The organism is Imbroritus primus, assembly GCF_964332355.1.
GTDB classification, from domain to species: domain Bacteria; phylum Pseudomonadota; class Gammaproteobacteria; order Burkholderiales; family Burkholderiaceae; genus Imbroritus; species Imbroritus primus.
Genome location: NZ_OZ201293.1, coordinates 2,444,298 through 2,468,514, shown reverse-complemented (window position 1 = coordinate 2,468,514; position 24,217 = coordinate 2,444,298). Strand labels below are relative to the sequence as shown.

The window sequence follows — 24,217 nt, the reverse complement described above, 5'->3', positions numbered from 1 at the left end:
GGGCATGACTTTGACGATCCCATCCATGTCCCGCCAGTGGAACACCCTGGCGGATGACCGCCGGCAACGCCTGGCGCGCGTGGGCGCGCTGGCCTCCGGCAAGCATGTCACGGCCGGCGAGGTCGTGCCGTTGCTGGAAGCGCTGCTGCAACCAGGCGACCGTGTCTGCATCGAGGGCAATAACCAGAAGCATGCCGACTTCCTGTCGGCCTGCCTGGCCCAGGTGGATCCGGCGCGTGTACATGACCTGCATATCGTGCAGTCCAACCTCGCGCTGGCCTCGCACCTTGATGTGTTCGAGCGCGGCATCGCCCGCAAGCTCGACTTCTGCTATTCGGGCGAGCAAGGTGTGCGCATGGCGCGCCTCATCAAGGACGGCCGGATCGAAGTCGGGGCGATCCACACCTACCTCGAACTCTACAGCCGCTACTTTGTCGACCTGACGCCGCGCGTCGCCTTCGTGGCGGCGCAGAGCGCCGATGCCGAGGGTAACCTGTACACCGGACCGAACACGGAAGATACGCCAGCCGTGGTCGAGGGCACCGCGTTCAAGAGCGGTATCGTGATTGCCCAGGTGAACGAAATCGTGGAGCGCGTACCGCGCGTCGACGTACCGGCCGACTGGGTGTCGTTCGTAGTGAAGGCGCCGAAACCACATTACATCGAACCCATCTTCACGCGCGATCCGGCACAGATCAGCGAGATCCAGATCCTGATGGCCATGATGGTCATCAAGGGCATCTATGCGCCCTACGAGGTGCGACGCCTTAACCATGGCATCGGCTTCGACACGGCGGCCATCGAACTGATCCTGCCGACCTATGCCGAGTCGCTTGGACTGCGCGGCAAGATCTGCGAATACATGAGCGTCAATCCATGCCCGACGCTGATTCCCGCCATCGAGTCGGGTTTCGTCAAGAGCATTCACTGCGCTGGTTCCGAGCTTGGCATGGAACGCTATGTCGAGCAGCGCTCCGATGTGTTCTTCAATGGTCCGGATGGCTCGATGCGCTCGAACCGCGCGTTCTGCCAGCTGGCGGGGCACTATGCCGACCTGTTCATCGGCTCGACGCTGCAGATCGACCTTGAAGGCAACTCGTCCACCGCCACGCTCAACCGCATCGCCGGCTTCGGAGGCGCGCCGAATTTCGGCAGCGAATCGCGCGGCCGCCGGCATTCGAGCCATGCTTGGCTGAAGGCTGGCGCGGAGAGTGCGGGCGGCATCTCGCGCATGCCGCGCGGGCGCAAACTGGTCGTGCAGATGGTCGAGACGTTCCGCGAAAAGATGCAGCCCACGTTCGTGGAGCAACTGGACGCATTGCAGTTGCAGCAGGATTTCAATCTCGATCTGCCGCCGGTGATGATCTACGGCGATGACCTGACGCACCTCGTGACCGAGGAAGGCGTCGCCCACCTGCATCGCTGTGCGACCCTGCGAGAGCGCGAGCAGGCGATTCGCGGCGTGGCCGGCTATACCCCGGCCGGTCTCGCGCGCGACCGCAGAGCGGTGGAGAACTTGCGCGACCAAGGCATCATCCAGCGGCCCGAGGATCTTGGCATCGACGCCCGGCTGGCCACGCGCGACCTGCTGGCGGCTAAGTCCATCAAGGATCTGGTGCGCTGGTCTGGCGGACTGTACGACCCGCCCAAACGCTTTCGTCACTGGTAACGACCATGGAACATCTGGAATACGAATTCGGGCCATTTGCACCTGCCCGGACCATCGCACCGACAGTGGTCGGGGTGGTGGGGTCCGGCAACATGGAGGCCCTGATCGAGCCGCGTCCGCTTGGCGGCATGGTGCGCTTTATCGTGGATACGTCGATCAGCGGCTTTGGCGCGACCTGGCAGGCAGTGTTGCGCGATTTTGCCGAGCAGCGTCGGGTCGGCGACCTGCTCGTGACGATCAACGATGCAGGTGCCACGCCGTCCGTGGTATCGCTGCGGCTGGCGCAGGCCGCCGAAGACCTGGGAATCTGACATGCAGGCAAGTACAACCATGCCTGGCATTGGTGCGGGCAGTTACTACGAGGCGACGGCACGCCAGCGTGTCGCCGGTCTTTTCGATGCAGGCTCGGTGCAGGAGATTCTGCCGCCGCAGGCACGCGTCACCAGCCCGCATCTCGGCACGCTGGGTTTGCCGGTCGCGTTCGATGACGGCGTGATGATCGGCAGCGCGCAACTGAATGGCCGCACGGTACTGTTCGCGGCGCAGGAGCCGGCATTCATGGGCGGCTCCGTCGGCGAGGTCCATGGCGCCAAGCTGACTGGCCTGCTTAAGCGCGCCGCGCAGCGCAAGCCGGACGCCGTGGTGCTGCTGTGGGATACGGGCGGCGTGCGGCTCCATGAAGCCAATGCAGGACTGATCGCCATCTCCGAAATCCAGCGCGCAGTGTTTGAAGCCCGCGCCGCTGGCGTGCCGGTGATCGTGGTGTGCGCCGGTGGCAATGGTTGCTATGGTGGCCTGGGTATCGTCGCACGATGTTGCGACCATATCGTGATAACGGAAGAAGGACGGCATTCGGTGTCAGGGCCGGAGGTCATCGAATCGCAGAAGGGCGTGGAAGAATTCGATGCCATGGATCGGGCGCTGGTGTGGCGCACCATGGGTGGCAAGCATCGCTACCTGCTCGGCGAGGCCGGTAGTTTCGCCGCGGACACGATGGGTGAACTGCGCCAGGCCGTCGCGGCGCTGCTCGACCAGCCGGTGGCCCTGACGCTCGAGGCGGTGCAGCGCGAGCATCAGGCGCTGGCGCGTCGTCTGCAACGTTTCGGCGCGGCACAGGACGCCATCGAGATCTGGTCTGCCCTTGGCGTAGAACAACCGGCCGACGTGCCGATGCTGGATACTGCGGCATTTGTCGCAATGGCCGATGCGATCCGGGAGCGTGCCGATGCATGATGTTCTGAGTCTCTGCAATATGCTGTTTCCGGCGGGCCATACCGTCCACGTAGACGGTGACCTCGTGCATGGCACGGGCGATACGGCGCTCGGCCCGGTTGCTGTGGTCGGCACATGCAACCGCGCCGGTATAGGCGTTGACCTCGCTTTTGCGCTGGCCGGCCACGTGCTGGACATTGTCGAGCACCATCCGGAGCGGCCGATCCTGATGCTGGTCGATACCCAGGGCCAGCAACTGGCGCGGCGCGATGAATTGCTGGGCAACGCCGGCTACCTGGCGCATCTCGCGAAGTGTTTCGAGGTCGCGCGCATGCGCGGGCACCGGCTGCTGTGCCTGGTCTATGGCGAGGCGGTCAGCGGCGGTTTTCTGTCGCTCGGCATGATTGCCGATCGGACTTATGCTGCCGCCGATGCGCAGATCCGCGTAATGGCCTTGCCGGCCATGTCGCGCATCACGCAGATTCCTATCCAAGACTTGCAGGACTTGTGCCGTACCTCGGCCATCTTCGGTCCTGGGGTTGGCAACTATGTGCGACTGGGGGCGGTCGAGGCGGCCTGGGAAGGCGACCTCGCCATGCAGCTGCAGCAGGCGCTCGCGGTACCGCCCGCAGGCGATCTGCGCGCCACGCTTGGTGCACAGCGCGGCGGGCGGACACATGCCGCGCAGGTTATTGCGGACGTGCTGGCCGCGCCGTGATGCTGCCCACGGACTCCGGTACCCGACGACATAGCCGCATCTGGCTCGAGACTACGCTCGAGGTACCGGAGATCGGCAACTGTCCGGATGCCCGGGCAGTGCAGGCGGTGCTGGACTGGGTAAATGCCGGACGCCCTCTCGTCGGACGCAGCCGCATGGCCGGTGATGCCTTGACCGGCATGCCACTCGGGCTGGCGCTGCCTCCCGTCGCCGGCACGCGTCCACGGATCGCATGTTGCGTCCCCATGACAGCCGTGCAGCGCGTGGCGCCGCCGTTGTCCCTGGGCGAGGTGCTTCCGGTATTGCCCATGTCCATGCAGCCGGTCGCCCGTGAACTGGTCCACTATGCTACCGGCATGGGGATGCCGCTGGGCGTGTATGGTTCGGCGTTCTGGCAACACACGGCTGGCGATGGTTATCTGCACGCGGATTCCGACCTCGATTTACTGGCGGCGCCGTGCGATGGTATCCAGGCATGCCAGTGGCTCGCGCAACTAGTCCGCTGCGAGACCGTGGCGCCATTCCGGCTCGATGGTGAAATCCGCTTGCCGGATGGCGCCACCGTTAATTGGCGTGAACTGGCCGGGGAGGCGTCCAGGCTGCTCGTGCGCACGGACGCGGGGCCGGTCTTGCGGTCGCGTGCCGAAGTGTGGGCCACGTGGGATACGGCGGCGCAAGCGGAGCTACGGCCATGACGTCTTCGGCCGTGACCTCTGAAGTGTTGCCACGGTCGCCGAGTCCGGCCTCCGTACCGGGGGCGGCGCCTCCAGCCTATGCACGAACAATCCGCAACGCTGCCGTGCGGGCGCTGCAGGAGGAAGTCATTACCTATCCCAAGCCCGGGTTGGTCAGCCTCGTCGATACTGGCAGCCATGCCGATATGGATGCGACGACTTTCGCGCGCAGTACGCTGGCTTTGCGGCACTACTTCAGCCGCATCGCCGTGGCCGGAGCGGAACGCGCACCGTTCGGCGTGCTCCGGCGTTTGGGTATCGAGGCCGAGATTGACATGTTACGGGCCACACATGGCATTAATACGCACCGCGGCGCCATCTTCAATCTCGGGCTGCTGGCAGCCGCGGCGGGTTTTCGCGCACAGCATGGGGCCGGCACTGGTACCGACACCGTTGCGCTGGGTGCAATCGTGCAGGCGTGCTGGGGCGATGATCTGGCTCGTCACCGGCGCGACGCCGCTAGCCATGGCAGCCGGGCCAGTGCGATGCATGGTGTCGGTGGTGCCAAGGCGGAGGCGCTTGGCGGCTTTCCGTCACTCTATGAGGTCGCCTTGCCCGCATACCGCTCGGTGCTGGCCGCGGGCCTATCCGCCAATCAGGCGCGCGTGCAGGCATTCTTCGCCCTGCTAGCCCGGCTCGACGATACCAATCTTCTGCACCGCGGGGGCGGGGCGGGTCTGGCATTTGCCCAGACCGAAGCACGCGCGTTCCTCGCCGCTGGAGGCGTTCATGTGCCAGCATGGCGAACACGCGCCGTCGCGCTGCATCGGGCCTTCTGCGCCCGCCGCCTGAGTCCCGGCGGCAGCGCCGATCTGCTGGCGGCCTGCCTGCTGGTTCATCGCATCGAGGGTTGAACAGTTATGCCGGATTTCGCCGTCATCTGTCCGGGGCAGGGGAGCCAGTTTCCGGACATGTTCGAACTGGCAGTTGCCGATGTACGGGCGCGGGAGGTGCTGGAGCGGTTCAGTGATGCCCTGTCGCTCGACCTGGTCGCACATGCGCGGCGCGGTGACGACCTGTTCGGCAATGCCTATGCACAGCCTGCACTGGTTGCCCTGGCGAGTGCCACCTGGGCCGCGCTTGCACCCGACGTACCCGAACCCGTGGCATTTGCCGGCTACAGCGTCGGTGAAGTGTCCGCCTGGAGCTGTGCCGGCGCGTGGAGTCCGGAGCAGGCCGCACAGGTTGTCCAGTCGCGCGCAGCCTGCATGGATCGGTACGCTCCGCCGGACTGCGGCATGCTGGCTGTGCGGGGTGTATTGCTGGAACAGATGCAGGCAGGCCGGGGCGTCTTTGTCGCCATCGTGAATGATGCCGATCACGCCGTCCTGGCAGGGCCACGTCCCGCGTTGCTGCAGGCCGAGCAGGCACTCAAGGCGGCGGGTGCGTGGACACGCCTGCTGGATGTTCATGTGCCATCACATACGCCATTGCTCCAGCCAGCCGCGGAAGCCTTTCGGCTCGACTTGGCGAGGGTGCCGCTGCAGCGTCTGTCGATCCCGGTGCTGCGCGGTCTGGATGGCGCCCGATGCTGGGATCAGGCGGCTTGCCTCGAGGCCCTGCCGCGCGCCGTGGCTGAACCGATTCGCTGGGTGGACTGCATGCACGGCCTCGTGGAATCAGGGGCGCGTGTGGTGCTGGAACTGGGGCCGGGGCGCTCACTGACCAAACTCTGCGGCGACAGCGGTTTGTCGCTCAGGGCTCGCTCCGTCAACGATTTCCGCTCATTCGGCGCGGCGACCGACTGGCTGCGCCGGCAGCTGGACGACTGAGCCGGCAGCCAGACACGGCGTGTTGGCTGTCCGCAGGCGAAAAAAAACCCGGCATGGTGCCGGGTTTTCTGGCGGGTCGCCATCGTCAGGCCGCATTGCTGAGGGCGCGAATGCCCGTCGCCTGCTTGCCTTTTGGTCCTTGAATGACGTCGAATTCGACGGCCTGGCCTTCCTTCAGGGTCTTGAACCCTTCCATGACGATTGCCGAAAAGTGCGCGAAGATTTCCTCGCCGCCATCCGCCGGGCTGATGAAGCCAAATCCCTTGGCGTCGTTGAACCATTTGACCACACCGCGTGCCATACCAAAACTCCTACAGAGAAGCGAAACACGAGCGAACCGGACATGTGAACCAGACCGCTTGCCATGCGACTCACACAGTGAGGTGCACGGGGCGGCCTGATGCGGGCACCTGCCGGGGACCGGTCCGCTCACCTGAACATCTTTCCGCTGGAGCGCCCGCAAGCCTCCGGGTGAAAAATGTGGACATGATTTTCGGCGATCCAAAAACAGAGTCAATCGGCCAAATCGGCGATTTGTGGCGCTTTTACGCCAGATTTTGGGGGTGTTTTTCGAGATTTAACAAATTTCTGAAGTTCGTGGCGGCCACCGCGAGAGGATGCATCGGGTGCCGCCATGGAGTACTCTGTGAACATGACGGGGCGACATCGCAAAAATTTGTGAGGGTCCGGCGCGGAAGGGCTTGAAGATCCGCGCTTTTCCCCAAATTGCAGAACACCGGTTAGGGGGTAGAATAAAGCCATGGCAACCCGAATGGCGAATCTACCGAGACACGACGCGGACACCGTACTGGAGCGCAAGACGCAGGCCGTCAAGCCGCCCTCCATGTACAAGGTGCTGCTGTTGAATGACGACTTCACTCCCATGGAGTTTGTCGTCCTGATATTGCAGGAGTACTTCGGCAAGGATCGCGAAGCCGCGACCCAGATCATGCTGACGGTGCATCGCGAGGGCAAGGGAGTATGCGGTATCTTCACCAGGGATATCGCGGCGACGAAAGTTGAATTGGTGTCAACCCACGCGCGGCAGGCGGGTCACCCGCTGCAGTGCGTGATGGAGGAAGCATGATTGCGCAAGAGTTGGAAGTCAGCCTGCACATGGCCTTTGTGGAGGCACGTCAGGCGCGGCACGAGTTCATTACCGTCGAGCACCTGCTGCAGGCGCTGCTGGATAATCCCACCGCTGCCGAAGTGCTGCGCGCCTGTGCGGCCAATATCGAAGACTTGCGCACCAGCCTGAAGAATTTCATTGTCGACAACACCCCAGTGGTGTCCGGGACGGATGAGGTCGATACGCAACCCACGCTGGGCTTCCAGCGTGTGATCCAGCGCGCCATCATGCATGTGCAGTCGACCTCCAACGGCAAGAAGGAAGTGACCGGCGCGAATGTGCTGGTGGCGATCTTTGGCGAGAAGGATTCGCATGCGGTGTACTACCTGCAGCAGCAGGGTGTGACGCGCCTGGACGTGGTCAACTTCATCAGCCACGGTATCCGCAAGGACCAGGCCGAGGCCGCCAAACAGGGCGAAGGCAGCGCCGAGGCGGAAGCCGGGGACGGCAAGGAAAGCCCGCTCGAGCAATACACCCAGAACCTGAATGCTCTGGCCAAGGCTGGCAAGATCGACCCGCTGATCGGCCGCGAGCAGGAAGTGGAGCGCGTGGTACAGATCCTGTGCCGCCGCCGCAAGAACAATCCCTTGCTGGTCGGCGAGGCCGGCGTGGGCAAGACGGCTATCGCGGAAGGCCTGGCATGGCGCATCACCAAGGGTGAAGTCCCGGAAATCCTGGAAAAGGCGAGTGTGTACTCACTCGACATGGGCGCGCTGCTGGCCGGTACCAAGTACCGTGGCGATTTCGAGCAACGTCTGAAAGGCGTGCTGAAGTCCCTCAAGGACAATCCCAACGCCATCCTGTTCATCGACGAAATCCACACGCTGATCGGCGCAGGCGCCGCATCGGGCGGCACGCTCGACGCCAGCAACCTGCTCAAGCCCGCGCTGTCGAGCGGTCAGCTGAAATGCATCGGCGCGACGACGTTCACTGAATATCGCGGTATTTTCGAGAAAGATGCTGCGTTATCGCGTCGATTCCAGAAAGTTGATGTGGTCGAACCCTCGGTCGAGCAGACCGTGCAGATCCTGCGCGGGCTGAAGTCGCGCTTCGAGGAGCACCATGGCGTCAAGTACGCGGCTGCGGCGCTCACGGCCGCTGCCGAACTGTCGGCGCGCTTCATTACCGACCGCCACCTGCCAGATAAGGCCATCGACGTGATCGACGAGGCAGGCGCCGCACAGCGCATCCTGCCCAAGTCCAAGCAGAAGAAGACCATCGGCAAGGACGAGATCGAAGACATCGTCTCGCGGATCGCGCGCATCCCGCCGCAAAGCGTGAGCCAGGATGACCGCAGCAAGCTGCAGACGCTGGACCGCGACCTGAAATCCGTGGTGTTCGGCCAGGACCCGGCCATCGAGGCGCTGGCCGCCGCGATCAAGATGTCGCGCGCGGGGCTCGGCAAGACCGACAAGCCGATCGGCTCGTTCCTGTTCTCGGGCCCGACCGGCGTTGGCAAGACCGAGGTGGCCAAGCAACTGGCGTTCATCCTCGGCATTGAGTTGCTGCGTTTCGACATGTCCGAGTACATGGAGCGTCACGCCGTGAGCCGCCTGATCGGCGCGCCGCCCGGATACGTCGGCTTCGACCAGGGCGGACTGCTGACTGAGGCTGTGACGAAGAAGCCGCATTGCGTGCTGCTGCTCGACGAGATCGAGAAGGCGCACCCGGATATCTTCAACATCCTGCTGCAGGTCATGGACCATGGCTCGCTGACGGACAACAACGGCCGCAAGGCGGATTTCCGCAACGTCATCATCATCATGACGACCAATGCGGGTGCCGAGACCATGAACAAGGCAGTGATCGGCTTTACGGCGGCGCGCGAGGCTGGCGACGAGATGGCTGACATCAAGCGCATGTTCACGCCGGAGTTCCGCAACCGCCTCGATGCCATGATCAGCTTCCGTGCGCTCGACGAGGAAATCATCCTGCGCGTGGTCGACAAGTTCCTGATGCAGCTCGAGGAGCAGTTGCACGAGAAGAAAGTCGATGCGACCTTCTCCGAGGCACTGCGCAAGTACCTGGCGAAGAAGGGCTTCGATCCGCTGATGGGCGCTCGCCCGATGCAGCGCCTGATCCAGGACCTGATCCGCAAGGCGCTGGCCGACGAACTGCTGTTCGGACGCCTGGTAAAAGGCGGCAAGGTGCACGTCGATCTCGACGAGCACGAGGCGATCCAGCTGGCCTTCGAGGAGCCCGCCTCCGCGCCGCCTACTCAGGAAGCGGCCGAGGCCTGACCGGCTTGGCAAGGAAGCGCTCCCTGAGGCGCTTCCGTTGGACGGACGACCTTCGGGTCGTCTTTTTTTTGCCGCGTGATACCTTCAATTCCTGCTGGTGTCGTGCCAGGGCTCCGGGCGGGCATGCGTTCTGCATGTGCGCCTTGTCAGCCGGTCTTGATATCGTCTCCGGCCCTACCGGCTATCGAGCCACAGATGGTCCGCAAAGGGCCCCGGCGACCATCCGCCTGCGGTCGGCGGTTCAGTGGCGTCCCGTACTGCCGAACCCGCCGTCGCCACGATCGCTGGCGTCGAAGTCATCCACCACGTTGAACGTGGCCTGCACCACGGGCACGATGACGAGTTGCGCGAGCCGCTCCATCGGGTTCAGAACGAAGGCGCTCTGCCCCCGGTTCCAGGTGCTGATCATCAGCTGGCCCTGATAATCCGAGTCGATCAGTCCCACCAGGTTGCCGAGCACGATGCCGTGCTTGTGGCCCATGCCCGAGCGCGGCAGGATCATGGCGGCATAGCCGGGGTCGGCCAGGTGAATGGCGAGGCCGGTCGGCACCAGCACCGTGGCACCCGGTTCGATGGTTAGTGGCGCGTCGAGGCAGGCACGCAGGTCGAGGCCGGCGCTGCCAGGCGTGGCATAGGCGGGCAATTGGGTGCGCATGCGTTCATCGAGGATCTTGATATCGAGTTTCATGGCTGGAAGCAGTGATGGAAGAATGAATCGGTGCGCTGGATTGCTGGCATGGATGTCGTTGTCATACGCAGTCGGTGCGGAGACCTCATCCGTTGAGTGCAGAGCGTCTCTGAGGGTGGCATACCCGGCCGGGCATCGCATATCCGGATACCTGATATCCCGGATACGTGCGCACGCCGGCGATCACTCTTCAGCGCCATGGGTCCGGCAAGCGGCTCTCAGCCGGGCAGGCGCGCGGCAATGGCGGCCACGAGCTGGCGGGCTAGCGCGAGCTTGTCGGCGCGTGGCAGGCGGGTCATGCCCTGCGCATCGAACAGGATGATCTCGTTGTCGTCCTGGCCGAATGTCGACGGCCCAAGGTTACCCGCCAGCAGGGGAATGTTCTTGCGCTGCCGTTTGGCTTCGCCGAAGCTCTCGAGCTGCTCGCTCTCGGCGGCAAAGCCCACGCAGTAGGGCCGGTTGGGCAGGCGTGCCACGGTCGCGAGGATGTCAGGATTCTGCACGAACGACAGGCGGGGCACATCGCTGTCGCCTGTTTTCTTGAGCTTCTGATCTGCAACGCCATCCACGCGCCAGTCGGCGACCGCGGCCACGGCAATGAATACGTCGCTGCCCGGCACGCTGGACTGCACGGCGTCGAGCATCTGCTGTGCCGTACCGACATCGGTGCGCAGCACGCCACGCGGTGTCGGCAGCGCGACCGGGCCGGCAACCAGATGAACGTCGGCGCCGGCTTCACGGGCGGCGCGCGCGATGGCGAAACCCATCTTGCCGCTGGAGCGGTTGGTGATGCCGCGCACCGGGTCGATGGGCTCGAAGGTCGGCCCGGCGGTGATGACGATGCGCTTGCCGCGCAGCACCTTGGGCTGGAAGAACGCGATGACGTCCTCGAGCAGGTCTGCCGGTTCGAGCATGCGCCCGTCGCCGGTTTCGCCGCAAGCCTGCGCGCCGCTGTCGGGGCCCAGCAGGGTCACGCCATCGGCGCGCAACTGTGCGGCATTGCGCTGCGTGGCGGGTGCCTGCCACATCTGGCGGTTCATGGCCGGCGCCACCAGCAGCGGACAGTCGCGGGCGATGCACAGCGTGGACAGCAGGTCGTCGCACAGCCCGTGCGCCAGCTTGGCGAGGAAATCGGTGGAGGCAGGCGCGACGAGAATCGCATCGGCTTCGCGCGACAGGTCGATATGCGCCATGTTGTTGGGCATGCGCGCATCCCACTGGCTCATGTACACCGGACGGCCCGACAGGGCCTGCATGGTCACGGGTGTGATGAACTGCGTGGCGGCATCGGTCATGACGACCTGCACCGTTGCTCCTGCCTTGGTCAGCAGGCGTACCAGTTCGGCGGATTTGTAGCAGGCGATGCCGCCCGTCAGGCCCAGTACGAGATGTTTGCCTTGCAGGTCCATGGCGTTCGAAGCCCTGAAAAGCGGCGCGGAGCGCGCCGGTTAGTTGCTAGTGTAAACCACGCCCTGAGGGGTGCAGGGTGAGTCCCGGCAGGCACCGTCGCCGATGCCTGCCGGTACGCGCTACACCTCAGGACTGGCGTCGCACGCGGCGGATCTCATCGACGATCAGCAGTGCTGCGCCCAGGAAGATGGCGGAATCAGCCAGGTTGAACGCTGGCCAGTGATAGCGGCCCGCGTAGAAATCGAGGAAGTCGATGACATGGCCGTAGGCGACGCGGTCGATCACATTGCCGAGCGCGCCGCCCATGATTAGCGCCAGCGCCAGGCAGAACATCCGTTGTCCGGCATGACGCTTCATCAGCCACACGATGAACACGGTCGCCACGATGCCGATGGCCGTGAACAGCCAGCGCTGCCAGCCACCGGCCTGCGCCAGGAACGAAAAGGCGGCGCCGCGGTTGTAGACCAGCACCAGGTTGAAAAAGTCCGTTACCGGACGCGCCTCGCCATAGGCGAAGGTGCGCAGTACGGCGATCTTGCTCAACTGGTCGAGCAGGATGACCAGGGCGGATAGCCCCAGCCACAGCGCGAGGCCGCCCGTGCCCCTGGATGCGGAACGTTTGGCCATCAGGCAGCGCTCCTCGGTTCACCGCTGCCGAACAGGTTGCTAGTGCAACGGCCGCACAGCGTCGGGTGGGCTGCATCGTGGCCGACATCGGCGCGATAGTGCCAGCAGCGCTCGCATTTCTCGTGCGTCGAGGGCGTGACCGTGACCAGCAGGTCGCCGCCTTCCGGCGCACGCGCCACCGTGGCAGCGGAGGTGATCAGCACGAAGCGCAGGTCGTCGCCGAGGCTGGCGAGCGCGTCGTAAGTCGGGCCGCCGGCCAGGATCGATACTTCAGCCTGCAGCGACGAGCCGATCCCGCCGGCCGTGCGCACGTCTTCCAGCTGGCGCGTGACTTCGCCGCGCGCGTCGCGGATCAGCTGCCACTTCACCTGCAGGTCGTCGGCGTTGTCGATGCCGGGCAGGGTGTAGTAGGTGCTGGTGAAGATCGTGTCCGTGTGCTCGGTACCGTGCGCCAGCACCTGCCAGGCTTCCTCGGCGGTAAAGCTGAGGAACGGCGCCATCCAGTGCAGCATGGCCTGCGTGATGTGGAACAGTGCATTCTGCGCGGCGCGGCGGGCGGGCGAATCCGCGGCTGTGGTGTACAAGCGGTCCTTCAGCACATCCAAGTAGAAGCCGCCGAGATCTTCCGAGCAGAAGGTCTGCAGCTTGGCGACCACCGGGTGGAACTCGTACACGTCGTAGTGCGACAGCACTTCCTTCTGCAGCGAGGCTGTCATTGCCACGGCGTAGCGGTCCATCTCCAGCCATTGCTCCGGCGGCAGCGCATGCTTGCTGTGGTCATAGTCGGCCAGGTTGGCAAGCAGGAAGCGCAGCGTGTTGCGGATGCGGCGGTAGCCTTCGACCACACGCTTGAGAATCTCGTCGGAGATCGACAGCTCGCCAGAATAGTCCGTGCTGGCGACCCACAGGCGAATGATTTCCGCGCCCATCTTGTTGGCCACGTCCTGCGGCGACACCGTGTTGCCGACCGACTTGGACATCTTGCGGCCTTCGCCGTCGACCGTGAAGCCGTGCGTGAGCAGCGCCTTGTACGGCGGCTTGCCGTACAGCATGGAGGCCGTCAGCAGCGAGGAGTGGAACCAGCCGCGATGCTGGTCCGACCCTTCGAGATAGAGATCGGCGGTGCGGCCTGCGGGCGTATCGGCGGACGGATCGAACAGCGCGTCGCGGTGCGAGCCGCGAATCACGTGCCAGTGCGTGGTGCCGGAGTCGAACCACACATCGAGCGTGTCGCGGTTCTTTTCGTATTGTGCGGCCTCGTCGCCGAGCAGGTCCTTCGGATCGAGCGTCTGCCAGGCTTCGATGCCGTGCTGTTCAACGCGCTTGGCGACGGCTTCCAGCAGTTCCGGCGTGCGCGGATGCAGCGCACCGGTTTCGCGGTGTACGAAGAAAGCCATCGGTACCCCCCACTGCCGCTGGCGCGACAGTGTCCAGTCGGGGCGGTGAGCGATCATGTTGTGCAGGCGCTGCTTGCCCCACGCCGGATAGAACTCGGTTTCCTCGATGCCCGCCAGCGCGGTTTCGCGCAGCGTCGGCTTGCCGTCGTTGGGCTTGACGTCCATGCCAGCGAACCATTGCGAGGTCGCGCGGTAGATGATCGGTGTCTTGTGGCGCCAGCAGTGCATGTAGCTGTGGGCGTATTTCTCGGCATGCATCAGCGTGCCGGCGGCGCGCAGCGTCTCGACGATCTTCGGATTGGCATCCCAGATCGACAGGCCGCCAAACAGTGGCAGCGACGCCGCGTACACGCCATCGCCCATCACCGGGCTGATGATGTCGGCATCGCTCAGGCCATGCGCCTTGCACGACTGGAAGTCTTCGATACCGTAGGCGGGCGCGGAGTGCACGATGCCGGTGCCGCTTTCGGTGGTCACATAGTCACCGAGGTAGATCGGCGAGGTACGCGCATAGCCGGCGTCCACGTCCGCCAGCGGATGATGGAAGCGCAGACCGGCCAGTGCGGCGCCATCGGCGACGGCGATGACCGTGCCTTCGAGACCGTAAGTCTTGAGGCAGTCGGCCACGCGCTCTTCCGCCAGGATCAGCAGGCGGGCATCAGTCTCGACCAGCGCGTAACGGATCTCCGGGTGGACGTTCAACGCCTGGTTCGATGGAATGGTCCACGGCGTGGTGGTCCAGATCACGATGCTGCCCGGCTTGGCCGGCAGGGCGGGCAAACCGAAGGCGGCTCCGACCTTTTCAGGCTCGGCGAACGGAAAGGCCACGTCGATCGACAGGTCGGTCTTGTCGCGGTATTCCACTTCCGCCTCGGCCAGTGCGGAGCCACAGTCGAAACACCAGTTCACCGGCTTGAGGCCACGGAACACATAGCCTTTCTCGAGAATCTTGCCGAGCGCGCGAATCTCATCCGCTTCGTTGCGGAAGTTCATCGTCAGGTAAGGATCGTCCCAGTCGCCCAGTACGCCGAGGCGCTTGAAGTCCTCGCGCTGGCGGTCGATCTGCTCCTTGGCATAGGCACGGGCTTTGGCCTGGACTTCCTGCACGGGCAGTCCCTTGCCGAACTGCTTCTCGATCTGGATCTCGATCGGCATGCCATGGCAGTCCCAGCCCGGTACGTACACCGCGTCGAGGCCGGAGAGGCCGCGCGCCTTGACGATCATGTCCTTGAGAATCTTGTTGACTGCATGGCCGATGTGGATATCGCCATTGGCATACGGCGGGCCATCGTGCAGCACGAACTTCTTCGCGCCTGCGCGGGCCTGGCGGATCTTCTGGTACAGCTGCTTCTCTTGCCACTGCTTGACCCATTGCGGCTCGCGCTTGGGCAGGTCGCCGCGCATCGGGAAGGGTGTATCGAGAAGGTTGACTGGGTACTTGCTCGGTTGCTTGCTGTTTTTTGTCTGGGACATGTGGATTCTCGTAAAGTCGATCAGGGCGGCGCGGTGCATGGCCGGCCGCGCTTCAGGCGGATCGACTAGGGAATTCGATCGGTGGCCGAAGTGGCAAAGACCCGTGAGCCGGTCTCCGGCAGGGCGCCATTCTGCAGGTTCAGGAAGAAGTTACGGGCGTCGGCGCAGTCCTGGGCGATAGCGACCTGCAGTTCGTCGAGCGAGTCATAGCGCATTTCATCGCGCAGTTTCTTCATGAACTCGACGCGGATCAGGCGGCCGTAGATTTCGGCATCGAAATCGAACAGATGCACTTCCAGCAGCACGCGTCCGGCGTCCTCGACGGTCGGGCGCACGCCGATGCTGGCGACGCCGGGGAGCGGATGGTCACCCAGGCCATGTACCTGTACGACAAAAATGCCGGACACCGCCGGGCGCTTGTGCGAGATGCGGAGATTCAGCGTGGGAAAGCCGAGCTGCCGGCCGAGCTTCTTGCCGTGCACCACATGGCCGCTGATGGCGTAGCCATGTCCCAGCAGGCGTCGGGCGTGCTGCAGGTTGCCGTCGGCCAGCGCCTCGCGCACGGCGGAGCTGGAGATGCGCACACCGCCCTCGGAGATCACGCCCATCTGTTCGACTTCGAAGCCATACTGGCCGGCGGCTGCCCGCAATGTCGCGAAATCGCCAGCGCGGCGCGCCCCGTAGCAGAAGTCGTCGCCTACCAGCACCCATTTGGCGTGCAGCCCTTCCACGAGGACATGCCGGACAAACTCATCGGGCGTTTGGGCGGCGAAATGGGCGTTGAAATGCTCGACCACCACCCGGTCCACGCCATTGCTTCGCAGCGCCTCGAGCTTGTCGCGCAGCAGCGTGATGCGTGTGGGCGCGCGCTCCGGCATGAAGAATTCACGCGGATGCGGTTCGAAGGTCATTACGCACAGGGGGAGGCCGCGTGCGTCGGCGGCCGCGCGGGCGAGCGCCAGCAGCGACTGGTGGCCACGGTGGACACCATCGAAATTGCCGATGGTCAGGGCACAGGGTGCCTTGCTTTCGGCATTGGGCAGGCCGCGGAAAACTTTCACCGGATGGGGGCGCTGGGCCGATTGGGGAAAACGAGCATTATAAAACGGATTGCGGCATTCCCTGCGCTTCCGGCTGATGCCGATGGGGCGGCTCGACGTGCGGATCAAAGACCAGACCAAAGTATGGGCCAAAGCACATGCGGAGCCGGTGGGAATGGTTGGCGGGACTTGCAAAAACCGGCATGATGGATTTTTTCGTTCGGCGCATGCCCTCCGCTTGCCGTTTTTGCTGCACTTCACCCACGCGTGTACCGATCATGGGCCTTCTGACCGACCTGTCTGCCGCACTGTCGCCGCGCCCGCTTGATCGACGTACGCGCGGGAAGCTGCTGGCCGCCAGCCAGCGCATGATCCCGCTTGCCGCACTGGCCGGGGTTGCCGTGCCAGTCCTGATCACGCTCGGGTTTCAGCAGAGCGTCGCACTTGATGCCTTGTGGATCTGGACAGTGGAAATGCTGGTCTTGTCAGCGCTGACCTTCCTGGTACACATGCGTTACCGCAAGGAGCGGCGCCATATGCCGCCTGCCGAGCATACGGCCCGGTGGTGGCCGCGCATGCGCTTGCTGGCTGCCGCCATTGGCCTGGGGTGGGCGAGTGCCGGCCTGCTCCATGCTCATGCCGTCTCGTCCGAATTCACTGTCGTACTGTTCGTGCTGATGCTCGCCGTGCTGGCGGTAGCGTCCTCCACATATGCGGCTGTGCCGGGCAGTCTGGTGTTGTGCGCCGCGCCTGTGCTGCTGGCGGCGTTCCTGGTGGCCCGGCTGACGTTTCCCGAGCAGATCGCGTATGTCACGGTGCTGGTGTTCTTCTACGCGGGGCTACTGGCCTATCACGCTCTCAGCATCCACCGCACGCTGTGCCGGGAAATCGCCCTGGAGCGCGGCAGCCGGCGACTGGCCCGACGCTTCTATGAGGAGCGTCAGCGCGCTCTGGAAGCCAGCGAGGAGAAATCCCGCTTCCTGGCGGCTGCCAGCCATGACTTGCGCCAGCCAGTGCACGCGCTGGTCATGCTGGTGGAGGCGCTGCGTGCCCGCAACCGTTCCGACGACCTGCATCCGCTGGTCGAGCAGGTCGCCGCCGGTACGCAGACCATCGACCTTCTGTTCAGTTCGCTGCTCGACCTGTCCAAACTCGAAGGGCGCAAGCAATTACCCCAGTTGGTACCGTGCGATATCACGGCGCTGATCGACGAGGTCGTGAACCAGTTCGCGGCGGATGCGCGGGTCAACGGCCTGACACTGCGCGGTAACCGTCCAGCCCAACTGGTTGCGCTGGCGGAGCCGGTGATGTTACGGCGCGCGCTGTACAACCTCGTGCAGAACGCCCTGCGGTATACGCCCGACGGTGGCGTGATCGTACGGGGCCGGCTGCGTGCCGATGAGGTGCGCATCGAAGTGTGGGATACCGGTGTGGGCATTGCATCGACGCATACGGCAGAAATATTCTCGCCATACTTCCAGGTGGAGAATGCCCATCGCGATCTTTCACAGGGCCTGGGCCTGGGGCTTGCGATCTTCCGAGAATGCGTGCGGCTGATGCAGGGCCAGTATGGCGTGCGGTCGGTGCCTGGCCGGGGCTCGGTGTTCTGGTTCAGCCTGAAGCTGGCGCCCGCGGCGCTGAGCGAGGCTGCCCGCCAGCACGGCAAGGCGCCCGACACCCCGGTATTCGCGGGCACCATCCTGGTGGTCGACGATGACCGCCAGGTGCGCGATGCCTGGTTGGCGCTGCTCAAGGCATGGGGCGTTACCGTGCAGTGCGTGGACGATGGGACGGGTGCCGACGCTGCGCTCGCCGGGGGCCTGCGGCCCCATGTGATCCTGTGCGATTTGCGTTTGCCGGGACAGGAGAATGGCCTGCAATTGATGGAGCGGCTGCATGCCGCATATCCGGCCGCCCATGTGGCATTGTTGAGCGGGGATCCGAAATCGCGCGCTTTCCTGGAGGCAGAAGAAGCGGGTTATGTGGTGTTGACCAAGCCGATCGACATGGATGGCTTGCGTGTGTTGCTGCGCCGCTGGTTGCCCTCGCCCGAAGGGCAGGCGACAGTACGCTGAAGGGCGGCAGCGCAGTTCCGGCTGCGACCCGGTGAATCAAGCCAGGACGCGGAAACGCTCCAGGCGCGACATGATCTGCAGCCGGGTCCGCACGCCAAGGCGTTGCAGGATGGCCGAGACGTGTTCTTTCACGGTGTTTTCCGTCAGGCCGAGGCGGCGGGCGATGGATTTGTTCGGCAGGCCCTCGAGGATCAGCATCAGCACGGAGCCCTGGCGCGGTGTGAGCCCGAGCTCCGCCGGGGTGACAGGAATGCCGTCGTGCGGCGAGCGGGTTTGTTCCAGCGTGTCAGCAGTGGGAAACGACACTTCGCCCTGGCGCACTTCACGGATGGCCCGCGCAAATGCGGCGCCATCGAGATGCTTGCCGACGAAGCCTGCTGCACCCAGCGCCCTGGCTTTGGCCACGATGTCCGGCGTGGCCTCGGCTGACATGAACATGAAGCGCGCGTCGGGCAGCAGGGCGCGTAGCGAGGGCAGGGCATCGAAGCCGGTGCCGTCGCGCAGCCAGATGTCCAGCAGGACGATTTCAGGCTTGATGCCGCGGTTGATGATCGAGAGCGCCTCGTGCGTGCCTGCTGCCGCGTGCACGCTGACATCCGGCAGCATCTCCGCCAGGAAGGCCGTCGTGCCCGACAACGCCATGGGGTGATCGTCGACCACCAGCAGGGTGGAAGGTGTGGACTGCATGATTGGCTGATTTCCCGCTTCGTTATTGCCATGTCCGTATTGTTGTCATGGCGGGCAGCTTTCCATCTGCCCCCTAGCATGGCCTTTGTTACGAACTGTAACAGAGGGGGCCGAGCACTTCAATGCACCACGGTCGGATCGCAATAAAACATCGGTCCCGAGGGAGAGCGGCTTGGTAGAATGCGCCGATGAAAAACATTGTGATACTTATTTCCGGCGTAGGCTCCAATATGGAAGCCATCGCCCGGGCTTGTGAAACCGAGCGCTGGCCGGCGCGCATCGCGGCGGTGATCTCGAACCGCGCCGAGGCCGGTGGCCTTGCGACGGCCGCCGCCCGTGGCATTCCCGTGGCCGTGCTGAGCCACCGCGACCATGCCACACGTGAGGCTTTCGATGCCGCGCTGGCCGACCTGATCGACGGTTATGCGCCGGACCTCGTCGTGCTGGCGGGCTTCATGCGCATCCTGACTCCCGGCTTTGTCGAACGCTACGTGGGGCGCATGATCAATATTCATCCTTCGCTGCTGCCGGGCTTTCCGGGACTGCACACGCATGCGCGCGCACTCGAGGCCGGTGTCAAGGTGCATGGCGCCTCGGTGCATTTCGTCACGCCAGAGCTGGATCATGGCCCGATCGTGATCCAGGGCGTGCTCGACGTGTTGCCGTCCGACACCGAAGAGTCGCTGGCCGGCCGCGTGCTGGCGCTTGAACATCGTATCTATCCGCGTGCCGTCCGCTGGGCCATCGAGGATCGTCTGCAGGTGGTGGCCGGCGTGGTGCAGGTGACACCGCCGGAGCCGCAGTTGCTTGTCATGGCCGGGGAGGGCGCAGCATGAGTCAGCATCGAAAGAAATCGCCGGTCAGCCGTCGTCCGGGCAGCGACCGTGGCCGCCAGGTGCGGCAGGCGGCAGGCCCCGCGACCTTGCTGCAGCATGTCGAACGCCTGATCGGTAAGGTCATGCGCTTCGTTTCGCCGGCGGATGCCGTGGTCAGCCACTATTTCCGCGAAAACCCGAAACTCGGGCATCGCGAGCGCGGCATCATTGCCGAAGCAGTGTTCGCGGTGCTGCGCCGCCGCGCCGAGTTCGCGCAGTACGCCACCGGCGGGAGCGGCAGTACCGAGCATCGTCTCGCGCTGCTCGGCCTGTGGGTCACGCGCGGTCCGGAGGGGATCAAGGCTTATCTGGCCGGTGATGAGGCCGCATGGCTCGAGCGCATCGGCATGATCGAACGGGCCAGCCTGCCGGCACGGGTGCGTAGCAATCTGCCCGACTGGCTGTTTGAAGCGCTGATCGGCCAGTACGGCGAGGCGTTCACGGAAGCGCTGGCGCGCGCCAGCATCGACAGTGCGCCGCTTGATCTGCGCGTCAATACGCTCAAGAGCGACCGTGACGCCGTCATGGCCGCGCTGGCGGAAGCTGGCTTCGGCGCGGAGGCCACGCCGCTGGCGCCGCTCGGGATCCGCATGCAGGGCAAGCCAGCGCTACAGGCCCTGCCGCTGTTCAAGGATGGCTTCGTCGAGGTACAAGATGAGGGCAGCCAGTTGCTGTGCCATCTGCTGGCTCCGCGCCGTGGCGAGATGGTGGTCGACTTCTGCGCGGGCGCGGGCGGCAAGACGCTTGGCATTGGCGCCCTGATGCGTTCGACGGGCCGGCTCTATGCCTTCGATGTTTCCGAGAAGCGTCTGGCCAACCTCAAGCCGCGCCTCGCACGTAGCGGGCTGTCGAACGTCCATCCCGTACTGATTGACAGCGAGCAGGATGCCAAGATCAAGCGCCTGGCCGGCAAGATCGACCGCGTGCTGGTGGACGCGCCCTGCAGCGGCCTTGGCACGCTGCGCCGAAATCCGGATCTGAAATGGCGCCAGACGCCACAGAGTATTACTGAGCTCAATGCCAAGCAGGCCGCCATCCTGGCGTCCGCAGCGCGCCTGGTGAAGCCGGGCGGACGGCTGGTGTACGCCACCTGCAGTGTGCTGGCGCGCGAGAACCAGCAGATCGTGCAGGATTTCCTGGCGCAGCATCCGCAGTTCGTTCTGAAGCCGGCCGGCGCGGTGCTGGCCGAGCAGAAGATCGCGCTGGAGATGGGCGACTGGCTCGAGCTGTACCCCAATGTGCATGGCACCGACGGGTTCTTTGCCGCGGTGCTGGAACGCGTGCCGCAGACGGCTGGCGAGGCTGTGGGGCCGGCAACCGAGGTGGTGGAGGCGGGGGCAGGTGCCGTCGATGAAGCAGCCGAGAGCCGGTAACCGGCTCAAGGTGCCTGTCTGACGAGGGAATACCAGGGGATGGATGCAACTGACGCGACAAACCTGATTTTCGGGCAGATGGTTCGTGACCTCCTGACCGATTTCAAGGGGCCGGGCTTCATCTGGCAACTCGTTGTACTGGCGGCCTGCCTGCTGGTCGCCTGGGGGTTGTCGCGCCCGGTGGCGGGGCGCCTGCGCACCGCGTTCGAGTCGCGCGGGTTTGCCCTGCGCTTCGCCATGGCCAGCCTGCAGAAGTCGATCTTCCCCTTGCTGGGCGGGTTGCTGGTGCTGGCGGCGCGGTTCGGGCTCGAATGGGTCATGCCCGTCAGCGTGCTGCGCCTGGCCCTGGTGCCGTTGTTCGGCATCGCCTTCCTGTACGGCGTGTTCTATGTGCTGCGGCGGGTCCTGTCGGCCAACGGCAAGCTCTCGCACATGCTCGGCTTCCTTGAAAAGGTGGTGACGACGCTGGTGTGGGTCGGCATGATCCTCTATGTCTTCGGCGTGCTGAATGAAGTCGTGGCGTGGATGCAGGCGGTCCAGTTTTCGATCGGCGCCAGCAAGGTCAACCTCGCCAGCATGCTGGCCGGATTCGTGTGGATCCTGGTCACGGTGCTCGTTGCGATGTGGTTCGGCTCCTTCCTCGAAGAACGCCTGACCGGCGCGCGCTCGCTCGACAATAACCTCAAGGTGGTGCTGATCCGCCTCAGCAAGGCGTTGCTGCTGCTGGTGTCGGTACTGCTCAGCCTGTCACTCGTGGGCATCGACCTGACTGTGCTGTCGGTGTTTGGCGGGGCGCTCGGTGTCGGCCTCGGGCTGGGCTTGCAGAAGATCGCCAGCAACTACGTGTCGGGCTTCATCCTGCTGCTTGACCGTTCGCTGCGTCTTGGCGACATGATCACCGTGGACAAGTTCACCGGCTCGGTGGCGCAGATCCGCACACGCTATACCGTGGTGCGCCATGGCGACGGCGAGACGCTGGTGCCCAACGAGCTGCTGGTGTCCCAGGTGGTGCAGAACCATTCCTTCAGCAATACCAACGTGCGGGTCGCGGTGCGGGTCCAGGCCGCCTACAGTGCGGATCCGGAGCGCGTGCTGGAGGTGCTGCTGAGTTGCGTAAAGGACGTGCCGCGTGTGCTGGCGGAACCCGCACCTGCGGCATTCCTGGTGAGTTTCGCGGACAGCGGCATCGAATATGAGCTGGGCTGCTCGATTGGCGATCCGCAGAACGGCAAGCTCGGCGTGCAATCGGCGCTCAACCGGGCAATCTGGCGCCGGTTCCGGGACGAAGGCATAGATATTCCCTATCCGCAGCGCGAATTGCGCATGCTGGAACCTGTTGCTCAAAATGTGCAGCCTGGGCCGCCTTCGGGCGTGTTACCGAGGCAGGCGCCAGACCCTGTAGAATAACGGGTTGCAAGGATGCAACGGCCGGAACCACTCTTGGGAACGATCGGCCTTGATTCCCGTCAAAATCGGGACAAAAACGGATGGTATCGGCCTGCGGGTCGGGTACAATCCGCCCAGCCGGGATCATGCGGCTGGCCCGCCTTGCGGGGCTGGTTGTCTCTTACAGGGGAACGCTTGATTGCAGCGTTTCCGGCAGGCGCGGTTCACGCGCCGCCTGTTACCCCGCTGATCGCGCCATACCGGTTGACCGGGCCTGGCGCCAGAACGAGCGCGCAATGAAGCGCAGCGGAAAATCGTGGCAATCATTGATTGGGCCATTCTTTTGGGCCCGCTGATGCCGGTTCCGCGGGGTGACATCCCGGAACCACCTTTGATCTGATTGAACGGAGAACGTATTGTTCGACGCTATGCTGAACTGGATGGCCAACGGTCTGCTTGACTGGAGCTGGTGGCAGATTCTGATTTACACCCTGGTGATGACCCATATCACCATCCTCGGGGTCACGATTTACCTGCATCGCTGCCAGGCACACCGTGCGCTGGACCTGCATCCCATTCCCGCGCACTTCTTCCGCGCCTGGCTGTGGCTGACCACGGGCATGGTCACCAAGGAGTGGGCCTCGATTCACCGCAAGCACCACGCCAAGTGCGAGACCGAGGACGATCCGCACAGCCCGCAGACCCGCGGCATCCGCAAGGTGCTGCTGGAAGGCGCCGAGCTGTACCGCGAGGAAGCCAAGAATGCCGAGACGCTCGCGAAGTTCGGTCACGGTACGCCGGATGACTGGGTCGAGCGGAACGTCTACAGCCGCTTCGGCTGGCAAGGCGTCGGCCTCATGCTGATCGTCGACGTGGCGCTGTTCGGCGTCATCGGCCTGACGGTCTGGGCCGTGCAGATGCTGTGGATCCCCATCCATGCCGCCGGCGTCATCAATGGCATTGGTCACTACTGGGGCTATCGCAACTACGATTGCGAGGACGCGTCGACCAATGTCCTGCCGTGGGGCATCATCATCGGCGGCGAGGAACTGCATAACAACCACCACACCTACGCCACGTCGGCCAAGTTCTCGATCAAGTGGTACGAGTTCGACATCGGCTGGGGTTATATCCGCGGCCTCGAGATGCTCGGCCTCGCCAAGGTCAAGAAGCTGCCGCCCAAGGCCAAGCTGCTGGCTGACAAGCGTGCAGTGGATCACAACACACTGGAAGCGATCATCGCCAACCGCTACGACGTGATGGCCCGGTATACCAAGGCTCTGAAGACCGTCTATCGCGACGAGCTGTCCAAGCTGAAGGAAGCCAAGGTCGTGGAATACCGCGCCCTCAAGCCAGCGCGCAAATGGTTCCACCGCGACGAGGCCAAGCTGGCGCCGCCGCAGCGCGAGCAGTTGAGCCAGATCGTGTCGCACAGCAAGGCGCTGGAAACGTTTATCGAAATGCGCCGCGAGCTGGCCGCCATCTGGGGCCGCTCCAACCTGACGCGAGAGCAGTTGCTGCAGAAGCTGCAGGCCTGGTGCCATCGCGCCGAGGCCAGCGGCATCCACGCGCTGCAGGAATTCTCGTTCCGCCTGCGCCGGTACGCCTGACGTTCCCAGCGGGATGCGGCTGCCGATCTAAAAGCCCCGCAGCAGCGGGGCTTTTCTTTTGGCACAATGTCCCCATCTTGCATTGCACCAGAATGCAGGCGC

Annotated in this window: 22 protein-coding genes; 14 read left to right on the top strand and 8 right to left on the bottom strand. The window is 64.4% G+C overall.

All coding sequences use genetic code 11. From position 1 onward, the window contains the following. Positions 1-4: 4 nt before the first annotated feature. From mdcA to ACQ3C8_RS11295, 7 genes are read left to right on the top strand one after another with little or no spacing between them, the layout of a single operon-like run. Positions 5-1,669, top strand: coding sequence for a malonate decarboxylase subunit alpha (gene mdcA / locus ACQ3C8_RS11325; RefSeq protein WP_428851627.1), 1,665 nt, complete (start codon positions 5-7; stop codon positions 1,667-1,669). Between the two features lie 5 nt (positions 1,670-1,674). Further along, positions 1,675-1,980, top strand: a complete 306-nt coding sequence (gene mdcC, locus ACQ3C8_RS11320) for a malonate decarboxylase acyl carrier protein (RefSeq protein ID WP_428851626.1) — start codon at positions 1,675-1,677, stop codon at positions 1,978-1,980. 1 nt (position 1,981) lies between these two features. Next, positions 1,982-2,902 (top strand): biotin-independent malonate decarboxylase subunit beta, encoded by a 921-nt coding sequence (locus tag ACQ3C8_RS11315; protein ID WP_428851625.1) that lies wholly within the window; start codon positions 1,982-1,984, stop codon positions 2,900-2,902. Beyond that, entirely contained in the window at positions 2,895-3,599 is a 705-nt protein-coding gene (locus ACQ3C8_RS11310) for a biotin-independent malonate decarboxylase subunit gamma (RefSeq protein WP_428851624.1), read from the top strand. The genes ACQ3C8_RS11315 and ACQ3C8_RS11310 overlap by 8 nt, the downstream gene beginning before the upstream one ends. After that, a complete protein-coding gene (gene mdcG, locus ACQ3C8_RS11305) occupies positions 3,599-4,294 on the top strand; it encodes a malonate decarboxylase holo-[acyl-carrier-protein] synthase (protein ID WP_428853069.1) in 696 nt (231 codons plus the stop codon). Before ACQ3C8_RS11310 ends, mdcG begins: the two co-directional genes overlap by 1 nt. Beyond that, complete coding sequence (gene mdcB, locus ACQ3C8_RS11300; protein ID WP_428851623.1) at positions 4,291-5,187, top strand: triphosphoribosyl-dephospho-CoA synthase MdcB; 897 nt, start codon at positions 4,291-4,293, stop codon at positions 5,185-5,187. The genes mdcG and mdcB overlap by 4 nt, the downstream gene beginning before the upstream one ends. A 6-nt stretch (positions 5,188-5,193) precedes the next feature. After that, positions 5,194-6,105 (top strand): ACP S-malonyltransferase, encoded by a 912-nt coding sequence (locus tag ACQ3C8_RS11295; RefSeq protein ID WP_428851622.1) that lies wholly within the window; start codon positions 5,194-5,196, stop codon positions 6,103-6,105. 85 nt (positions 6,106-6,190) lie between these two features. On the opposite strand, the gene ACQ3C8_RS11290 is transcribed toward ACQ3C8_RS11295, so the two are convergent. Beyond that, positions 6,191-6,406 carry a cold-shock protein gene (locus ACQ3C8_RS11290; protein ID WP_009523318.1) on the bottom strand — a complete coding sequence of 72 codons (216 nt, stop codon included), beginning with the start codon at positions 6,404-6,406 and terminating at the stop codon, positions 6,191-6,193. Between the two features lie 459 nt (positions 6,407-6,865). Here ACQ3C8_RS11290 and clpS point away from each other — a divergent pair, with 459 nt between their 5' ends. Then, entirely contained in the window at positions 6,866-7,192 is a 327-nt protein-coding gene (clpS, locus tag ACQ3C8_RS11285; RefSeq protein ID WP_009523317.1) for an ATP-dependent Clp protease adapter ClpS, read from the top strand. Beyond that, positions 7,189-9,474, top strand: coding sequence for an ATP-dependent Clp protease ATP-binding subunit ClpA (gene clpA, locus ACQ3C8_RS11280; RefSeq protein WP_428851621.1), 2,286 nt, complete (start codon positions 7,189-7,191; stop codon positions 9,472-9,474). Before clpS ends, clpA begins: the two co-directional genes overlap by 4 nt. 241 nt (positions 9,475-9,715) lie before the next feature. Here clpA and dut read toward each other — a convergent pair whose 3' ends face one another. From dut to ACQ3C8_RS11250, 6 genes are all read right to left on the bottom strand, one after another. Further along, entirely contained in the window at positions 9,716-10,162 is a 447-nt protein-coding gene (dut, locus tag ACQ3C8_RS11275; protein WP_009523315.1) for a dUTP diphosphatase, read from the bottom strand. A 218-nt stretch (positions 10,163-10,380) separates the two neighbouring features. Then, positions 10,381-11,571, bottom strand: a complete 1,191-nt coding sequence (gene coaBC, locus ACQ3C8_RS11270) for a bifunctional phosphopantothenoylcysteine decarboxylase/phosphopantothenate--cysteine ligase CoaBC (protein ID WP_428851620.1) — start codon at positions 11,569-11,571, stop codon at positions 10,381-10,383. A 127-nt stretch (positions 11,572-11,698) separates the two neighbouring features. Continuing rightward, a complete protein-coding gene (lspA, locus tag ACQ3C8_RS11265; protein WP_428851619.1) occupies positions 11,699-12,199 on the bottom strand; it encodes a signal peptidase II in 501 nt (166 codons plus the stop codon). After that, positions 12,199-15,069: an isoleucine--tRNA ligase gene (gene ileS / locus ACQ3C8_RS11260; RefSeq protein WP_428851618.1), complete on the bottom strand. Its 2,871-nt coding sequence runs from the start codon at positions 15,067-15,069 to the stop codon at positions 12,199-12,201. Before ileS ends, lspA begins: the two co-directional genes overlap by 1 nt. A gap of 65 nt (positions 15,070-15,134) precedes the next feature. Then, complete coding sequence (locus ACQ3C8_RS11255; RefSeq protein WP_037030451.1) at positions 15,135-16,130, bottom strand: bifunctional riboflavin kinase/FAD synthetase; 996 nt, start codon at positions 16,128-16,130, stop codon at positions 15,135-15,137. A 37-nt stretch (positions 16,131-16,167) separates the two neighbouring features. After that, positions 16,168-16,389: a hypothetical protein gene (locus tag ACQ3C8_RS11250; protein WP_428851617.1), complete on the bottom strand. Its 222-nt coding sequence runs from the start codon at positions 16,387-16,389 to the stop codon at positions 16,168-16,170. Here ACQ3C8_RS11250 and ACQ3C8_RS11245 point away from each other — a divergent pair. After that, positions 16,388-18,184 (top strand): ATP-binding response regulator, encoded by a 1,797-nt coding sequence (locus ACQ3C8_RS11245; protein WP_428851616.1) that lies wholly within the window; start codon positions 16,388-16,390, stop codon positions 18,182-18,184. The two genes, ACQ3C8_RS11250 and ACQ3C8_RS11245, sit on opposite strands and share 2 nt — an antisense overlap. A gap of 36 nt (positions 18,185-18,220) precedes the next feature. Here ACQ3C8_RS11245 and ACQ3C8_RS11240 read toward each other — a convergent pair whose 3' ends face one another. After that, positions 18,221-18,871 (bottom strand): response regulator, encoded by a 651-nt coding sequence (locus ACQ3C8_RS11240; RefSeq protein ID WP_428851615.1) that lies wholly within the window; start codon positions 18,869-18,871, stop codon positions 18,221-18,223. Positions 18,872-19,059: 188 nt separating this feature from the next. Here ACQ3C8_RS11240 and purN point away from each other — a divergent pair, with 188 nt between their 5' ends. From purN to ACQ3C8_RS11220, 4 genes are all read left to right on the top strand, one after another. Then, positions 19,060-19,707 (top strand): phosphoribosylglycinamide formyltransferase, encoded by a 648-nt coding sequence (gene purN, locus ACQ3C8_RS11235; protein ID WP_428851614.1) that lies wholly within the window; start codon positions 19,060-19,062, stop codon positions 19,705-19,707. Beyond that, positions 19,704-21,119, top strand: a complete 1,416-nt coding sequence (locus ACQ3C8_RS11230) for an RsmB/NOP family class I SAM-dependent RNA methyltransferase (RefSeq protein ID WP_428851613.1) — start codon at positions 19,704-19,706, stop codon at positions 21,117-21,119. Before purN ends, ACQ3C8_RS11230 begins: the two co-directional genes overlap by 4 nt. A gap of 78 nt (positions 21,120-21,197) precedes the next feature. Beyond that, on the top strand, positions 21,198-22,526 hold the full coding sequence (locus ACQ3C8_RS11225; protein ID WP_428851612.1) for a mechanosensitive ion channel family protein: 1,329 nt from the start codon (positions 21,198-21,200) through the stop codon (positions 22,524-22,526). A gap of 395 nt (positions 22,527-22,921) precedes the next feature. After that, complete coding sequence (locus ACQ3C8_RS11220; RefSeq protein ID WP_037030449.1) at positions 22,922-24,115, top strand: DesA family fatty acid desaturase; 1,194 nt, start codon at positions 22,922-22,924, stop codon at positions 24,113-24,115. Positions 24,116-24,217: the final 102 nt, after the last annotated feature.

Bases quoted from the DNA above. Each gene is read 5' to 3' on its own strand.
- mdcA (WP_428851627.1), top strand. From the start codon at position 5: ATGACTTTGACGATCCCATCCATGTCCCGCCAGTGGAACACCCTGGCG.
- mdcC (WP_428851626.1), top strand. From the start codon at position 1,675: ATGGAACATCTGGAATACGAATTCGGGCCATTTGCACCTGCCCGGACC.
- ACQ3C8_RS11315 (WP_428851625.1), top strand. From the start codon at position 1,982: ATGCAGGCAAGTACAACCATGCCTGGCATTGGTGCGGGCAGTTACTAC.
- ACQ3C8_RS11310 (WP_428851624.1), top strand. From the start codon at position 2,895: ATGCATGATGTTCTGAGTCTCTGCAATATGCTGTTTCCGGCGGGCCAT.
- mdcG (WP_428853069.1), top strand. From the start codon at position 3,599: ATGCTGCCCACGGACTCCGGTACCCGACGACATAGCCGCATCTGGCTC.
- mdcB (WP_428851623.1), top strand. From the start codon at position 4,291: ATGACGTCTTCGGCCGTGACCTCTGAAGTGTTGCCACGGTCGCCGAGT.
- ACQ3C8_RS11295 (WP_428851622.1), top strand. From the start codon at position 5,194: ATGCCGGATTTCGCCGTCATCTGTCCGGGGCAGGGGAGCCAGTTTCCG.
- ACQ3C8_RS11290 (WP_009523318.1), bottom strand. From the start codon at position 6,406: ATGGCACGCGGTGTGGTCAAATGGTTCAACGACGCCAAGGGATTTGGC.
- clpS (WP_009523317.1), top strand. From the start codon at position 6,866: ATGGCAACCCGAATGGCGAATCTACCGAGACACGACGCGGACACCGTA.
- clpA (WP_428851621.1), top strand. From the start codon at position 7,189: ATGATTGCGCAAGAGTTGGAAGTCAGCCTGCACATGGCCTTTGTGGAG.
- dut (WP_009523315.1), bottom strand. From the start codon at position 10,162: ATGAAACTCGATATCAAGATCCTCGATGAACGCATGCGCACCCAATTG.
- coaBC (WP_428851620.1), bottom strand. From the start codon at position 11,571: ATGGACCTGCAAGGCAAACATCTCGTACTGGGCCTGACGGGCGGCATC.
- lspA (WP_428851619.1), bottom strand. From the start codon at position 12,199: ATGGCCAAACGTTCCGCATCCAGGGGCACGGGCGGCCTCGCGCTGTGG.
- ileS (WP_428851618.1), bottom strand. From the start codon at position 15,069: ATGTCCCAGACAAAAAACAGCAAGCAACCGAGCAAGTACCCAGTCAAC.
- ACQ3C8_RS11245 (WP_428851616.1), top strand. From the start codon at position 16,388: ATGGGCCTTCTGACCGACCTGTCTGCCGCACTGTCGCCGCGCCCGCTT.
- ACQ3C8_RS11250 (WP_428851617.1), bottom strand. From the start codon at position 16,389: ATGATCGGTACACGCGTGGGTGAAGTGCAGCAAAAACGGCAAGCGGAG.
- ACQ3C8_RS11240 (WP_428851615.1), bottom strand. From the start codon at position 18,871: ATGCAGTCCACACCTTCCACCCTGCTGGTGGTCGACGATCACCCCATG.
- purN (WP_428851614.1), top strand. From the start codon at position 19,060: ATGAAAAACATTGTGATACTTATTTCCGGCGTAGGCTCCAATATGGAA.
- ACQ3C8_RS11230 (WP_428851613.1), top strand. From the start codon at position 19,704: ATGAGTCAGCATCGAAAGAAATCGCCGGTCAGCCGTCGTCCGGGCAGC.
- ACQ3C8_RS11225 (WP_428851612.1), top strand. From the start codon at position 21,198: ATGGTTCGTGACCTCCTGACCGATTTCAAGGGGCCGGGCTTCATCTGG.